Source organism: Carboxylicivirga fragile, from assembly GCF_050589805.1.
Classification (GTDB): domain Bacteria; phylum Bacteroidota; class Bacteroidia; order Bacteroidales; family Marinilabiliaceae; genus Carboxylicivirga; species Carboxylicivirga fragile.
On sequence record NZ_JBNGOY010000008.1, the window covers coordinates 24,588 to 40,316 of the forward strand.

General features: G+C 36.2%; 11 protein-coding genes, 1 tRNA gene and 1 pseudogene. 4 read left to right on the forward strand and 9 right to left on the reverse strand.

Annotated features, from left to right (window positions below; genetic code table 11):
• Window positions 1–288: 288 nt before the first annotated feature.
• From ACRD7B_RS04710 to ACRD7B_RS04730, 5 genes are all read right to left on the reverse strand, one after another.
• On the reverse strand, window positions 289–474 hold the full coding sequence (locus tag ACRD7B_RS04710) for a YgaP family membrane protein (RefSeq protein ID WP_430823322.1): 186 nt from the start codon (window positions 472–474) through the stop codon (window positions 289–291).
• A gap of 28 nt (window positions 475–502) precedes the next feature.
• Entirely contained in the window at window positions 503–805 is a 303-nt protein-coding gene (locus ACRD7B_RS04715; RefSeq protein WP_430823323.1) for a hypothetical protein, read from the reverse strand.
• Window positions 806–816: 11 nt separating this feature from the next.
• Window positions 817–4,065 carry an efflux RND transporter permease subunit gene (locus tag ACRD7B_RS04720; RefSeq protein ID WP_430823324.1) on the reverse strand — a complete coding sequence of 1,083 codons (3,249 nt, stop codon included), beginning with the start codon at window positions 4,063–4,065 and terminating at the stop codon, window positions 817–819.
• Window positions 4,066–4,198: 133 nt separating this feature from the next.
• The gene (locus tag ACRD7B_RS04725) at window positions 4,199–5,275 is read right to left on the reverse strand and encodes an efflux RND transporter periplasmic adaptor subunit (RefSeq protein ID WP_430823325.1); all 1,077 of its coding nucleotides are present in this window, start codon (window positions 5,273–5,275) and stop codon (window positions 4,199–4,201) included.
• A gap of 82 nt (window positions 5,276–5,357) precedes the next feature.
• On the reverse strand, window positions 5,358–6,692 hold the full coding sequence (locus ACRD7B_RS04730) for a TolC family protein (RefSeq protein ID WP_430823326.1): 1,335 nt from the start codon (window positions 6,690–6,692) through the stop codon (window positions 5,358–5,360).
• A 425-nt stretch (window positions 6,693–7,117) separates the two neighbouring features.
• On the opposite strand from ACRD7B_RS04730, the gene pgl reads away from it, so the two are divergent.
• The 3 genes from pgl (at window position 7,118) to ACRD7B_RS04745 (ending at window position 10,566) form a co-directional block, all read left to right on the forward strand.
• Window positions 7,118–7,825: a 6-phosphogluconolactonase gene (gene pgl / locus ACRD7B_RS04735; RefSeq protein WP_430823327.1), complete on the forward strand. Its 708-nt coding sequence runs from the start codon at window positions 7,118–7,120 to the stop codon at window positions 7,823–7,825.
• A 134-nt stretch (window positions 7,826–7,959) separates the two neighbouring features.
• Window positions 7,960–9,135 carry a PP2C family protein-serine/threonine phosphatase gene (locus tag ACRD7B_RS04740; RefSeq protein WP_430823328.1) on the forward strand — a complete coding sequence of 392 codons (1,176 nt, stop codon included), beginning with the start codon at window positions 7,960–7,962 and terminating at the stop codon, window positions 9,133–9,135.
• Between the two features lie 123 nt (window positions 9,136–9,258).
• Entirely contained in the window at window positions 9,259–10,566 is a 1,308-nt protein-coding gene (locus tag ACRD7B_RS04745) for a carboxypeptidase-like regulatory domain-containing protein (protein WP_430823329.1), read from the forward strand.
• 70 nt (window positions 10,567–10,636) lie between these two features.
• On the opposite strand, the gene ACRD7B_RS04750 is transcribed toward ACRD7B_RS04745, so the two are convergent.
• A complete protein-coding gene (locus ACRD7B_RS04750; RefSeq protein ID WP_430823330.1) occupies window positions 10,637–11,995 on the reverse strand; it encodes an MATE family efflux transporter in 1,359 nt (452 codons plus the stop codon).
• A gap of 218 nt (window positions 11,996–12,213) precedes the next feature.
• Between ACRD7B_RS04750 and ACRD7B_RS04755 the strand changes: the two genes are divergently transcribed.
• Window positions 12,214–12,287: transfer RNA gene (locus ACRD7B_RS04755), tRNA-Arg, on the forward strand.
• Between the two features lie 733 nt (window positions 12,288–13,020).
• Here the strand turns inward: ACRD7B_RS04755 and ACRD7B_RS04760 are convergent.
• From ACRD7B_RS04760 to ACRD7B_RS04770, 3 genes and pseudogenes are all read right to left on the reverse strand, one after another.
• Window positions 13,021–13,863: pseudogene (locus tag ACRD7B_RS04760) on the reverse strand (recombinase family protein); the annotation flags it as partial.
• Window positions 13,864–13,914: 51 nt separating this feature from the next.
• Window positions 13,915–14,118, reverse strand: coding sequence for a hypothetical protein (locus tag ACRD7B_RS04765; protein ID WP_430823331.1), 204 nt, complete (start codon window positions 14,116–14,118; stop codon window positions 13,915–13,917).
• 681 nt (window positions 14,119–14,799) lie between these two features.
• Window positions 14,800–15,726: a response regulator gene (locus ACRD7B_RS04770; RefSeq protein ID WP_430823332.1), complete on the reverse strand. Its 927-nt coding sequence runs from the start codon at window positions 15,724–15,726 to the stop codon at window positions 14,800–14,802.
• Window positions 15,727–15,729 lie beyond the last annotated feature (3 nt).

Below are 15,729 nucleotides of genomic sequence, written 5' to 3' on the forward strand. Positions count from 1 at the left end.
TAAATATTAATATTATATTTTGAAATCTTCTCTATAAGCCAGTATATACAAAGAGGGTGTCCAAAAAGTATTTTTGTGAACAAGCAAACTTACAGTTTGTTATTTTACTTTCGTTTTACCCCTCCAAACCTCCCCTAAAGTGGAGGCTTAAGTGCGATAGCTATCGCACCCCTTCAGGGGATTTAGGGGTAGTAAAAAAGGATATTTGATTACAAATTAAAAGTAACCTAATTGTAATTTTTACTTTTTGGACACCCTCTTCATCATCTATTTACATTCCAACACTAACTATTTAGGCACTCCTAATTTTGTAAGTATATCTGTTAAAAAACACCATTTGGTAATTGATGATTGAATTAAATTGACAGCTACAAAACCTGCCAAATAAAGCCAATTGATATGTAGGGTGATGGCAAGTAAAATACTTATCAACACCATAGTACCAGCTATCGCCCTAACTATTCTTTCTTGCATAATTCTATTATTTAATATTAATAATTTTCTATATACCCTTATCAACATCAACGATATAGGCATTAATATTACACTGCGGAACTTCAGCTTTACACCGCAATAACTTTTCAAGTAAACTATCAGCTTGGGTATCATCTAAAAAAGCCAAAAAGGCAATATTATTAATACCAATACTTCCTTTACCGAACCAATTGCCCAGACGATGCTGATTCTGCAACTTGCGCATACCTTTCATTTCAAACTCGTTATAATAAGGCACCTGATGTTCGCTAAAATGCTCCTGCAGGCGATCTCTAAATTCTGCAACTGTAATGGCTATTAGTAATTTCATTGTGTCAAGTTTTATTCGTTATCATTCGATTCTGTTTGTTCTGTCTCATTCACCGATTTAACTTCTACATCACCTTCATGCTTTTTACGCTCTGTCATGAAAAATATGAGAGGAACAATAAGTAATGTAAGCACCGTTGAGGCAATGGTTCCGCCCATTAACGAAATAGCTAATCCCTGAAAAATTGGATCGAACAGAATAACAACTGCTCCAATAACCACGGTTCCTGCCGTTAATAGAATTGGCGTAGTTCGCACTGCACCAGCCTCTATTACAGCCTCGCGAAGTGGTACACCTTCATTAAGCCGAATGTTAACAAAGTCGATGAGTAAGATGGAGTTCCGGACCATTATTCCAGCAAGTGCTATCATTCCAATCATTGAAGTGGCGGTAAAGAAGGCATCGAGCAACCAATGTCCCAACACAATACCTACTAAGGATAATGGAATAGCAACCATCATCACAAATGGCACTTTCAAGTTTTGAAACCAACCAACTATCAACATATAAATAATAACTAACACCACAGCGAAAGCTGTTCCCAAATCACGGAATACTTCATAGGTTATTTGCCACTCTCCATCCCATTTTAAACCAAAATTACTTTCATTAAAAGGTTGTCCATTATAAAACTCTTCTATTGAATAACCTTCTGGCAAATTAATTTCATCCATTCGATCACTCATATCCAATATGGCATACACAGGACTTTCCAGATCACCTGCAACATCCGCCGTAACATAAACCACTTGCTTCTGGTTTTTCCGGAAGATACTTTTGTCATTGAGCACTTCACGCACATTCACCATGTCGCCAATAGCCACCATATCACCTCGCGATGACACAAGGTTAATTTTCTTCAAATCATCAATGTTTGTTCGGCTATCTTCAGCTAAGCGCAAGGTAATACCAACCTGTTGATGATCGTTCTCAGCATACAGTTGCGATACTGTAGCACCACGTAAAGCCATGTTCATCGCTTGAATGATCTGCTGTGGAGCTATACCTGCCATCATCGCTTTTTCTTTATCCACATCAAAGCGATACTCTAATTGGTCATCTTCCATCATCCAATCCACATCAACCACACTTTCGGTGGTCGCAAACAGATTTTTAACCTGTTGGGCAACATCTTTTTGAGCTTCATAATTCGGACCATAAATTTCTGCGACAAGTGTAGACATTACCGGAGGACCTGGTGGTACTTCAACCACTTTTACGTTGGCATTAAAGCGCTCTCCTATAGACTGTAACCCCGGACGTAATTCCTTGGCAATATCATGTGACTGCAAATCACGTTCTTTTTTCGAAACCAAATTAACCTGTATATCGGCTACATTTGAACCACGGCGCAAATCATAGTGACGCACTAAACCATTAAAGTTAATAGGGGCCGATGTTCCTACGTATGTTTGGTAATTGGTTACCAACTCATGACTTCTTAAATAAGCAGCTAACTCTTTGGTAACATTAGCCGTTTCTTCAAGCGTAGTACCTTCAGGCATGTCAATCACCACCTGGAATTCGTTTTTATTATCGAAAGGTAATATCTTAACTGTTACAACCTTGAACAAGAACAAACTAGCCGAGCCAAATAATAAAAGTGTAACGCCAATTATAAACACCCAACGTTTCATAGGGCTTTCAATCATAGGGCGCATTGTTTTATCATACATCCTGTAGATGAAGGTATTCTCAAGTGAATAATCCTTTTCACCATCAGTAGAATCGTCGTGTTTTAACAATCGATAAGCCAACCAAGGTGTAATCATCAGAGCCACCAACAATGAGAATATCATTGCAATGGATGCACCAATCGGCATCGGACTCATATACGGCCCCATCATTCCAGACACAAATACCATCGGAATAACAGCCGCTATTACCGTGAATGTTGCTAAGATCGTAGGATTACCAACCTCATCGATGGACCGCAGTGCCGCTTGCCAAAATGGCAATTGTTTCATTTTAAAATGGCGGTGCATATTCTCCGCTATAATAATGGAATCATCCACCACTATACCTGTTACAAATACAAGCGCAAATAGTGTGATACGATTCAATGTGTAGTCCATAAAATAGTAACTAAACATTGTTAGAGCAAAGGTAATTGGTACTGATATAAATACGACCAATCCACCACGCCAACCCATGGCAAGCATCACCACAAAGGTTACTGCAATAATGGCACCCAACAAGTGCATTAACAACTCACCAACCTTGTCAGACGCTGTTTCTCCATAATTACGAGTCACCTCTACCTGAATATCAGCCGGAATTAAATTGCTCCCCAACTGCTCCACTCGCTTATTAATCTGCTCTGCTAAACGCATCGCATCAGCTCCACGTCTTTTTGCAATTGAGATAGTTACGGCAGAATATTCACCTTTGTATGTTTCTTTTTCTTCGCTTGCTTTTCCATAACCGAAAGCAACATACGAATTAGGTACAGCAGGTCCATCAATAACTTGCGCTACCTGATGCAAATAAACGGGTGAATTTTGATAAACACCAACAATTAGGTTAGCTACCTCATCGGCTGTTTCAAAAAACTTACCAGTTCGAACGACGTATTCCTCATTACTTTGATTAAAACTTCCGGACGACACTTGCTGGTTAGCAGCCTGAAGCTGTTGAGTAATCATCAATGGATCAGACTTAAATACGCCCATCTTATCGCGATCAAGAACTACTTGAATCTCACGATTACGTCCACCTATAATTTTAGTCTCTGAAATATCAGTTATTTTTTCAACTTCAGAGCTTAATTCCTGAGCGACGCGCTTTAATTGATAATCATCGTAATGCTCGCTCCAAAGTGTTAAACTCATTACTGGAACATCGTCAATTGAACGTGTCTTAATCAATGGAAGCGTTACCCCAGCAGGCATTTGATCCATGTTTTTCATTATCTCATTGTAGAGTTTTACCAAGCTGCGCTCAATATCTTCACCTACATAAAACTGAACAATCAACATGGCCTGTTCGGGCAAGGACTGGGAATACACATACTCCACACCTTTAACATTAGAAATAACCTTCTCGATAGGTGTAACAATCTTCGATTCAATTTCTGACGGACTGGCTCCCGGATAGCCAATAAAAATATCGGCAATAGGCACATCAATCTGTGGCTCCTCTTCGCGAGGCGTTAAGTAGGAACTATACACTCCTATTATCACAAAGACCACCATCAAAAGTGGTGTCAACTTTGATTTTATAAACATTCGGGCTAGTGTCCCGGCAATACCTGTTTTCATATGATAATATTTTCTTTCAATTGTCTCCCGATAGCTATCGGGATGGAACTCGCCAGCAAAGTCATTCTCGTGTGTGAGAATTATTCGCTCATGGCTCGTTTCATCTGTTATATTTATTTTTATTGCGGAACAATTAATTTAAATTCAATTCGGCTCCATCGTAAAGACGGCCATCAGCTTTAACAACTAACTTTGAGCCCTCATTCAAACCTGATAAAACCTCGATTTTATCTCCATACTTTTTACCTAAACGTACCCAACGGAGTAATGCTTGGTTGTTTTGACTTACAATCCAAATACCTTGTAATTGGCCTTGCGTAACAAGTTGTTTTTCTTCAACGAGTATTTTCTCCTCTTTTCCTTTTAACAAATCAACATGTGCAAACATGCCACTTCGTAATTTCTCGACTTGACCAGGCATCGGCAACAATGTAATAACAGCATCAAATTGAGAACCTGAAAAACGACTCGATGGACTTACACGAGCAACCATACCAGGTACAGGTTGGGTTAAAGTTCCAACACGAACTTCAACCGTATCACCCTTCTCAACCATATAAACTTCTGATTCTGGAATTTTTACATTTACTTCAAACAAATCAGGTGCTTCGATGGCTAATAATGGCATACCAGGATTCGCCATATCGCCCGCATCAACAAATTTTTGAGTAATAACACCACTATATGGCGCTACAATATTGGCATACGACAGCATTTCAAGCACTTCTTCTTTGGCTTTCTGTGCCATCTCAAGTTGCGCCTTTGTCATTTCGTAATGAACAGTTATATCATCCAGTTCTTTTTGAGTGGCACTTTTACTTTCGAATAAGACAAGTAACCTTTTATGGTCATCTGCAGCATGTTTATTGGCTGCTTTAGCTTGGATAATATTAGCTTCAACTTGTTTCTTTTTGGCCAAAATATCGTTACTTCTTATGGAAATTAACAACTGCCCCTTATTTACAACATCTCCTTCACCAACATGAACTTTACTAATTTGCCCCATTAAGCGGGTACTTAAAGTAGATTGATTAACCGATGCCATTGCTCCCGTAAAATGATACTTCTTAGCAACAGTTGATTTTGTAACAACTTCCGTTTGAACGTTCATGCCATTTGTTTTACTAGACTCATCAGCCTTACCCTTTCCGCACGATTGAGCCAGTATGGCAACTACCAGCAATGACATAAATACATTTAATACTTTCATATTTTAGATTTTTTTATTGACTTATTGATTATGACTTTAGTAATTGAACGAAAATCTCAATTACTCTTTATTTAATGGATTATTATTGATTTGATTCTGATACCAATAATTGATATTTAAAGACCGCTAAATTATAATTATAGATAGCATTGAGTTGCTGCAACTGACTACCTTCAGCCTTGGTTTCACTCATCAATAAATCGCTTGTACTCTCTAAACCTTGATTGTAACGGTTTGATCGAATTCGTAATGATTCCTTGGCTTGATCGGCTGCCAATTGATAAGTGATAAGCTGACTCTCGGCCAAAACAATTGCTCGAGAAGCCTTGGACAACTCCATATTTTCCTTCTCTATATAATCATCGTAATTAATTTGTGCTTTAGAATAATCGGCCTTTGCTTTATTTACCTTACCTATGTTTCGGCCTCCATTAAAGATGCGCCATTGCAACTTAAGACCAAGCATATAACTATCTGCACTGAAACCACCAAAATCAGAATCGTTTAAATTATAAGCACCAAAGGCATTTACACGCGGAGCAAATTTCATCAATTCGCTTTTCGACATTTTTTTGTAGGCATCAACCCCGTACTGCATGGCCAAAACATCTGAACGATTGAAAATCGTATTCGCTGTATTAAAGGTAAAGCTCACTTGCTGAATGGAATCACTTATTTGAATCGCTTCATTTAATTGGCGCCCCAATAAGAAGTTCAAAGTTTCACTAACCGTATTCACATCATTTTCGGCTTCCTTTAACTTTGCATCTTGTTCGTACTTTCGAACTTTGATCGACATCACATCAGCCTCTTTCATATAACCTTGTCTCAAGTTATCTTCACCCATCTTTAAATAATTCGCAGTAGCAACTTGTGCTTTTTTCATGACTTCAACCTTATTCTGGGCAAGTTGAAGCGCATAATACGTTTGCTTTACCAAGTACGCTACATAAGAACGAGTATACTCCGTTTTGTGTTCTACTGCTTTAAGCTGATTATTAGCAGCTCCTTTTCCCATCCAAGCATCAACATTTACAAGCGGTTGCTCAACCAATACTTGTGTATTGAAATGATTGGTTCTACCTGGTGAATTAATCACAGCTGGATCAAAATCGGCCATGGTTACATTTTGCTGCTGCAACTTAAACCCAAATGCGTTTAATGGATCGTTTGACACTGCATAAGCACTCGATAGCTCAATCGATGGTAAAAATGCAGCGAGCGCCTGTTGATTATTTGCCTTAGCTGCTTTAACATCAGAAAGTGCTTTCAACACCTCTCTGTTATTTTCATCTGCCAATTGTAGGGCTTCTGTCAGGCTCAATGTTGGCTCATTATTCAATTGCTGAGCCTTGGCTCTATCTGGCATCCCCATTAAGGAGATTAGTAATAAACTTATAAAAACTGTTCTGTACATATTATTTTCTTTTCAACTTTGAGAGTTCAAAACTATATCTAATTTTCTACATATACAACATTCTAGATGTTTGGATGTTTAATAATTTCTCTAAATTACTTTATATGAGTATATTATAATTTTATACTTTAAGACACTTTTGTCTTTTTTATGAAACACTAACAAAAAAAACACCCAATCAATTCAGAATTGATCAACAAAAAGCAGGACTAACCAAACTATAAATGTTAAATTAAATATACCTGTTCGACAGTTCATTATCTTACCTCAAAGTTCTTCAAACGAGTCGCAAATGAATTAATAGACTAAGTGTTAATATATAGATAGTAATATAAAGTTGTATTGCAGAAAATATAATGAACATCATTATACATCTAATTGTCTATTTATATAAGTTAACTTTGTTTCGATATAATAGAAGACCTATGAAAAACGTACAGGTATTTTCAGATAAAAAAACCTTAGCAAAACAATTCGGCGATTTATTAAGCAAGTTATCGCTTGAAAAAAAAGAAGTTTATATAGCCTTATCTGGTGGTAGTACACCCAAAGCGATTTTCGAAGTTTTATCGCATGAATACAAGAAAAAAATAGATTGGTCTAATCTTCGCTTTTTCTGGGGCGACGAGCGTATCGTTGAAGCCACTGATCCGGAAAGTAATTTTGGAATGACTCGCGAACATTTATTTGATCACGTAAGCACAAAAGCAATCAATATTTTTAGGGTAAAAGGTGAATTATCACCTGATGAAGCTGTTGACGATTACATAGATGTTATTTCTGAAAATGTGCCTCAGGCAAATGATCTTCCTCAATTTGATCTCATATTACTAGGCATGGGTGATGATGGGCATACTGCCTCCATCTTTCCACATCAAATAGGATTATGGAATAGTGAGAATATTTGTGAACTAGCCCAACATCCGGAATCAGGCCAATTTAGAGTCACCTTAAGCGGTAAAGTTATTAACAATGCAAAGCAGATAATATTTTTGGTGACAGGTAACAACAAAGCTAAAAAAGTTAAAGAAATCATCAATGAAGAGGAAGTTGCAAAAAACTACCCTGCAGCTTTAGTAGATAAAAGTAAATGCACTTGGTTCTTAGATAAAGAGGTAGCTTCACTACTATAACTCTATTTAACCATCATTTCCAATGCAAATAAACATAAGTTAGAAATAAAGAAATTAAATCCACTTGTTTGACATAAACCACAAACTTTCAATCATTTTTTCCGTAAATTAGATTACACATTTCAAAAAAGTGCATGACCAACCAAAAACCAAGTATATTATTAGTAGATGATTCGCCTGTTAATATCGACATCTTAAAAGATTCCTTGGCGCGTTATAATCTATACGCTGCTGGTGATGGTGATACTGCACTTGAAATAGCATTCTCTCGAAACAAACCAGATCTTATATTACTGGATATAATAATGCCAGGGCTTAACGGCTACGAAGTTTGCAAGTTCCTTAAGACAAACGAACTAACAAAGGACATTCCCGTTATATTCATTACGGGACAAAACGATCCAGAAAGTATTATTAAAGGCTTCGAAGCAGGTGCTGTCGATTTTATTACAAAACCATTCAACACATTAGAACTTAAAGCGCGCGTAAAAACGCAGATTGCTATAAAAATGGCGCGTGATCAAAACCAAAGGTTAATTTGGAAGATTGGCGCCATGAATAAGAAGTTAACGGATAGCATTAACTATGCACAAAAAATCCAAAATGCCAGTTTACCAAAAGAAGAGTATTTAAAAGAAGTTCTTCCTGAACACTTTATCCTATTGAAACCACGCGATGTGGTTAGTGGTGATTTTTATTGGGTTGGAGAAGTGGGAAGCAAAGTAATTGTTGTTGCGGCTGATTGCACCGGACACGGTGTTCCCGGTGCTATTATGAGCATGTTTGGCGTTGCGTATCTTCATGAAATTATTGGTAAAAATGAAGAAACACAGCCAGCCAAAATACTGAATGAACTTCGAAGAATTGTGATTGAATCGTTGCAACAACATGAAGAAAGTGAAGTCAAAGATGGAATGGATATAAGCATTGTAAGCATTGACAAGAAGAAAAATGAACTACAATTTGCCGGGGCATTCAACCCAATTATACTCGTTCGCAATAACATGTTAAACATTTATCCGGCCGATCACATGCCTGTATCCTATGGTGAAATTGATCGCTCTTTCAGAAATCACACCATCAAATACGAAAATGGAGATTGTCTTTATATGTACTCAGATGGTTACGCTTCTCAATTTGGCGGACCAAAAGACAAAAAGTTAATGCAAAAAGGATTCAAACAACTTATACTTGACAATCATTCTCATCCAATGCAGGAGCAAAAGACTATTTTTAATAACTTCTTCGAAGATTGGAAAGGATTTAACGATCAGATTGATGATGTTTTACTAATAGGAATTAAACTATAACACTCTACTTTTCTGTCCGTTAACAATCATTCAATTATTTTTTTCAAAAATAGGTAGGGGTAAACTGTTTTAAAAGATGTCCTTTAAGCGACAACGAAATAATAACAGTTAAACCTATATACCATGAAAAATTTAATTAATCATTCCAGTCGCATCAGTCGTTCATTAGTACTGATAACATTGTGCCTTTTTACATTTACAGCAATTACATCAGCAGGTAACTTGTTTAAAAAAGCTCAACAAACCGACACCTTATCTTTCATAACAGTAAAAGGTGTTATTCTCGATGAAAATAATAACGAACCTTTAGTGTTCGCAAATATTGGAATTGAAGGAACAAACATTGCAACCGTAACAAATTCAGAAGGTGCATTTGGACTAAAAGTACCGAAGGAAATGGCAAATAAAAACTTGCAAGCATCTTACATTGGGTACAAAGGAAAAACCCTCGCAATTAAGGACTTAAAAAACAGCAAGAACAAAATAAGGTTAGAACTACTAACTGTTTCTCTTGATGCCATTAATGTTTTTCCTAAAGATGCCAACCTCTTGATTCGTGCGGTACTCAACAGGAGAAATGAAAATTACGTACAAGACGAAAGTTTAATGACCGCTTTTTATCGCGAAACAATAAAGAATAGACGCAAATATGCCTCTCTTTCAGAAGCTGTAGTAGAAGTGTATAAGCAAGGTTATAGTAACGATAGATATGATGCCGTTCGCCTACTTAAAGGTCGTAAGAGCGCAGATTATTCAAAACTTGACACTCTTCTATTTAAATTACAAGGAGGGCCATATTCAACATTGATGCTCGATATCATGAAGAATCCTTACATGATATTAGCGGAAGATGCTATTGAGGATTATACTTTTAAGATTTCGAATGTAACTCGTGAAAATGATCGTTTACTTTATGTTTTAGAGTTTAAACAACAAACTTGGATTGATGATCCATTGTTCTATGGTAAATTATACATAGACTCGGAAAAACTAGCAATCGTAAGTGCCAACTACATGGTTAACACCGAAGACAAAGCCGCCGTTGGACGTATGTTCATCAAACGAAAGCCAGCAGGTGCCGATGTTTATCCAACGGAAGCCAATTATTTAGTGACTTACCGTGAAAGTGATGGAAAATGGATGTATGCTTACTCACGAGGTGAAATAACCTTTAAAGTAAAATGGAAAAAACGACTATTTAACTCAGTATATCATACCGGAATTGAAATGGCGGTTACTGACTGGAAGAAAACATCTCAAAAACGTTTCAAAGGATCGGACAGAATGAAAATGAATGTTGTGATGAGCGATGCAGAACTAGGTTTTGCTGATGAACATTTCTGGGGAGCATACAATGTAATTGAACCAGAAAAGTCAATAAATTCAGCTATCAAGAAAATACAAAAGAACTTATCAAAACTTGAAGAATAAATCACTTTCCACCACAGAGTTTAATTTTTAAATAGAGACATGAAAGCCAAATCCAGAAGGGTTTGGCTTTTTAATTATGCTCTATCCGCTTATTAAGCACCTTTAATTCTCTTACTAAAAAGAAGGAAACTACGATAGCTGATATAGTATCAGAAATAGGCCCAGCTAACCATACGCCATCGAGACCTAAATATTTCGGAAGAATAATAATGACTGGCAAAAGAACAATAACTTGGCGCATTAAAGATATTAACGAAGCCAAACCAGCTTTTCCTGTCGACTGAAAGTAATTACCTGTTATAACTTGAAAACCAATCAAGGGTAACGCCATCAGAAAGATGCGCAATCCTCTCACGCCTATTTCCAACAACTGTAGATCCTCGGTATTAAATAATTTAATAATTGTACGAGGGAAGAATTCACCCAATAAAAAACCAATGATTGAAATTAAAGTGGCAAACCAGAGGCTCAGCACAAAAGTTTGTTTAACCCGACTAAAATCCTTCAGACCATAATTAAAGCTGATTATTGGTTGAGCCGCCATATTAATAGCAATAATTGTCATCACCAATAGCATAGCGATACTCATTATAATTCCCATTGCCCCCACTGCAATATCACCACCATATTTAACCAACTGTACATTAAAAGCACCGAAAACAACACTTGAGGCCAACTGCATCGAAAAAGGCGCAAAACCTATACTTAAGATGTACCAAACAATATCCCATTTAATGGAAAAATTACGGGCTCGCAAACGAATTACTGAACGACTACTACGAAAATGTGCAATCACCCAAATACAAAGAGCAATTTGAGATATTACAGTCGCATATGCTGCCCCCTTTACGCCCATATCTAAACCAAAAATAAAAATAGGATCCAATACAAGATTCAATCCTGCACTGATAAGCATTGAATACATCGCCACCTTAGCACTTCCTTCAGAACGAATTAAATTATTAAGGGAATATCCAACTATATTGAACAATGTTCCTGCTAAAATAATATCGAGATAATCATTGGCATAAACATATGTTTCTTCATTAATACCAAAAAAGATAAGAAGAGGTTCCTTAATAGCAAAGCCAAGTAGCATTATTGACAACGAAACAACAACCATCAACACAAAGGAATTACCTAGTACCTTCTCGGCCCGCTCAAAGTCTTTCTTGCCTAAGTTAAAAGAGATACGTACCCCCGCTCCAACACCTATGAGCATACCAAAAGCCATCATAATTACCATAATAGGAAAAACAGCACTTAAGCCAGATAAAGCTAACGCGCCAACACCTTGACCTATAAAAATTCGGTCAACAATATTATACAATGAGTTGATAATTACTCCAGCAAAAGCCGGCAAAAAATACTTAAATAGTAATTTTGGTATCTGTTCAAATTCAAGCTCTCTAACGTTGCTCTCAGACATATATAGGAATTGTAAAACAAAACTAATAAAACAAGCGATAAGTCTGCATCTATTAACCAAAAAAGAGTTCTTCAAAAAATCCTAATAAACACATACCCCAACACTTAGCAAATACAATTAAAATGCGATAAAATCTTTTCTGAATTTTAGCAAAATACTTTTGATGATTTGAGTTGAATGTTTATCTTTGCAACGCTTTTGAAAAAAGGCACAAGGCTGGTCCCGTAGCTCAGCTGGATAGAGCATCTCCCTTCTAAGGAGAGGGTCTCAGGTTCGAATCCTGACGGGATCACAAAAGCGGGGATTTTGTCTTTATTGACGAAATCCCTTTTTTTATGCCCTTCTGTGTACCTTGCCAACTCAGGGATTAGAGAGAAAAAAGAATTTACACGTGGGGTTCGAACTTGGTTGTTTTCGTGATTGTAGTAAATTCCTTCGGGGAATAGCAAGTTTTGGAATACTTTCTTACTGTCAATACTTAGTGACTCCCACATATTCAATAAATTAGAACTTATTTTGGCGACAAATTTCAGTGCCTTATTGAGGTTCGAACTATAATTACCAGTTGCATTTAATTCTTGCTCAATTTCGACGATTTCTTTCTCGAATTTCGGCTTAAATTTATCATATAAGGAGCGGTCTATTTCTCCGATAACAAATCTCTCTTCGATTGCATCCAGTTTCTTTTGCACTTCACTTCTTTGTGCTTTTAGTTTTTTTGAGTCTTCACTTTTCGTTTTAAAAAATACATTCATTTGTTCTGATAATACGACCTTGATAACTTCTTGCTCATCTTTGTCGATATGAAAAGCAGAAACTAAATTCTGAAACATCTGATGCAATGATTTGGCACTTTTATTCACTCTGCAACCTTTCGTTCTGCATTTGTAATAGTATATGCCTTTCTTCTTTACCAAATAACCGGTCATTGGAGTTCCACATTTCTCACACTTTGTAAATACCTTTAGTGGAAGACTCTCATTGTCTTTATCATGTACAAAGCCATGAACCCTATTTTCCTGACGAATATTATTTACTTGTAAAAACAAATCACGAGTTACCAAGGGTTCATGCCGCCCCTCAATAACCTCACCCGGTAGCATTTTGCTTGTAATTAAACCACAGTAAAACGGATTTGTAAATAGGTTGTGTAATCTTTTTTCAGAAATATCAACGCCCAATGTTTTTAATTTACGAGATATTTCTGCATTAGGAGTTTGTTTATATGCTTTCCATTCAAAAGCCTTCTTTAATATTTTACCTTCATCATTCACTACTAAATTACGCTCAGTTGCTTTTCCTTTATTAAGGTCAGTATAACCTCTTGGAGCAGCCCAAACCCAATGACCTTTCATTAACAGTTCTTTCATTCCGGTTACCACTTTATCTCGTCTCAACTCATTGTCCATCTGACCGAAAAGAAACATTATATTCTGCTGAAATGCACCTGAAGGAGTTGTTGGGTCAAGTTCCTGTGTGACAGCTAATGTTATAATACCATGCTTTTTAAGCAAATCATTGGCAATGGAAGCTCCATTGATGCCAGAACGAGAGAAGCGTTCATAAGAATATACTATAACGTAATTGATGCTTTTTGAGCGTTTTAAAAAGGTGAGCATACGGTTAAATTCTTTTCGGTCATCGGTTTTAGCAGATTCGTACGTTCCACCAAAATAACCAACAATATTTAGCCCTCTTTTACCTGCAAAATTTTCACAATATTTTTTTTGAGAACTAAGACTTGTATTATCCTCTTGGTCTGCCGACGATACTCTTGTATAAATCACGGCATTATTACCTTCCTTGAATTTTTCAGGAATTTTCGGTGCAAATTGTTGAAAAAGGGATAAATTACTCATAGACTTCATTTTTAGACTTACTCTCTACAAATATACTGATTCCCTGGATTTTAAATAATACTAAAGTTCGCACTCTATAACTTCTTCCTTAGATAAGGACTCAAGAATCAATAAAGAAAAGGCTTCCGCATAATTAAAAAGGTCATTGTATTCCTGCTCTGAAATATCCTTGTATTTATTTCTTCTTTGTAATTGCCCTATAGGAAGTCGTTGTTTTGCTCTCATAGTGGCTTCCTGAATAGTATCTGAATCCGGCTTTTGCATAATTGTTTCAATAATTATGCTGTAAACCTATGTAACTTGAAGTGTGCAGATTGGTTAGAATATGGTTGATTTGGCTAGAATTGGCTGAATGTGGTTATTTTTGATTTTTTGTAAGTGAAAGTGCATTAAATAAGGGTAATAACTTATAGCTTCATTTGCTTTTATTATTTGTACTTATTCTTAATTTCAGCATCAACATTATGGATAGATTAAGCAAACCATGTCATCATCTTCTTTATATAATATAGGTCAATAATCATTTCATCACTTTTATTTGTAATTCCATAGCGGAATGTTGTTCCAGCTGGGTCAAAGTCAACAAATGCAAGTATTATATTTTCAAACCACTTCGGTGGGGTAACTTAAAAGATTCTGAAAGAAGTACCTTAAACTCTGTGTAAAGAACTTTGAGGTTATGAATTTTACATTCGTTTGGGAGAGAATTGATTTTGCCAATTAATTTATGTTTGTGGTATAATTCAATAGCGTGTCGGTAATTATAAATTGCAGGGTAAATGAAATCAATGTTATAATCATTAATGCCATTCTGAACAAATGCACCTCCTGCTTTTTTATATGAATCTGCAAGTGAAGTTTTATTTTATAACTTTTTTAATTTCAGCCTTGATTCGCATTAGTAATACACTATTACATTATTTGTGAATTTTCAGGCTTTGAATATTACCTATCCGAACCATAATGATTGTCAATATAGGCTAACATCTCGCGAGGCTTTAAACTTTGCGTAGAGTTTCCTACCCTAACATAGAAATACTCTTCGTCATCTCTACTAAAAAAAACGGGTTTAGGCGCAGAGTCGCACTTTACAAACAATATCTGTTCACCTTTGTAATTTAAAATTTCACTTTCGATAAACTTTATTAAATCTGCACCGACAGTTTCCTTTAAGAGGTTAAACCAATGCAATAATAATTTATCGTTATTCTTAAAATTATCAGCAGTCAAACCTAATGCTTTACCATCATCATCGATTCCTACCAACAAGTAGCCGCCTTTACAATTTAAATACCCAACAACCGTTTTTAAGCATTGGTTTTCAATTCGCGCTTCGTTTTTTTGGGTGTACAAATTTTTTCGCAAGGTCGATTTAAACTCAATCTCATTGGTTTCACCCAAAGCTATCAACTGCTCAATTTCTTTTTCGGATATAGGCAATGCTTTAGCATCATTCAAAGTTTGAAGTTGCTTTTCTAGTTTCTTCCTTTCTTCTAAAACACGCACTCGGGTTTTTATTCGAGACTTTACTACTTCCGGTTCAAAAGGTTTGGTAATAAAATCCGATGCTCCTAATTCAAATGCCTTTTGCTCATCGAGGGGGGTATTGTTTGATGTCTGAAATATAATGCTGATATCTTTAGTATCTTCGGAACTTTTCAAGATTTTACATACCTCATAACCATCCATCTCTGGCATCATTACATCGAGTAATATTAAATCGGGTTGTGGTTTTTGTTTTGCTATTTCTAAGGCTTTTTTACCCGAGACGGCTGCCTTAAGTTTATATTCTGTGCCTAGCAAATTTTTAAGTATGGTAATATTCTCAGGTACATCATCTACTATCAGAATACTAACTTTATCTTCTTTCATTTA

Coding starts and splice junctions, on each gene's coding strand:
- ACRD7B_RS04740 (WP_430823328.1), top strand. CDS start 7,960: ATGACCAACCAAAAACCAAGTATATTATTAGTAGATGATTCGCCTGTT.
- ACRD7B_RS04710 (WP_430823322.1), bottom strand. CDS start 474: ATGCAAGAAAGAATAGTTAGGGCGATAGCTGGTACTATGGTGTTGATA.
- ACRD7B_RS04730 (WP_430823326.1), bottom strand. CDS start 6,692: ATGTACAGAACAGTTTTTATAAGTTTATTACTAATCTCCTTAATGGGG.
- ACRD7B_RS04745 (WP_430823329.1), top strand. CDS start 9,259: ATGAAAAATTTAATTAATCATTCCAGTCGCATCAGTCGTTCATTAGTA.
- ACRD7B_RS04770 (WP_430823332.1), bottom strand. CDS start 15,726: ATGAAAGAAGATAAAGTTAGTATTCTGATAGTAGATGATGTACCTGAG.
- ACRD7B_RS04720 (WP_430823324.1), bottom strand. CDS start 4,065: ATGAAAACAGGTATTGCCGGGACACTAGCCCGAATGTTTATAAAATCA.
- ACRD7B_RS04715 (WP_430823323.1), bottom strand. CDS start 805: ATGAAATTACTAATAGCCATTACAGTTGCAGAATTTAGAGATCGCCTG.
- pgl (WP_430823327.1), top strand. CDS start 7,118: ATGAAAAACGTACAGGTATTTTCAGATAAAAAAACCTTAGCAAAACAA.
- ACRD7B_RS04750 (WP_430823330.1), bottom strand. CDS start 11,995: ATGTCTGAGAGCAACGTTAGAGAGCTTGAATTTGAACAGATACCAAAA.
- ACRD7B_RS04725 (WP_430823325.1), bottom strand. CDS start 5,275: ATGAAAGTATTAAATGTATTTATGTCATTGCTGGTAGTTGCCATACTG.
- ACRD7B_RS04765 (WP_430823331.1), bottom strand. CDS start 14,118: ATGCAAAAGCCGGATTCAGATACTATTCAGGAAGCCACTATGAGAGCA.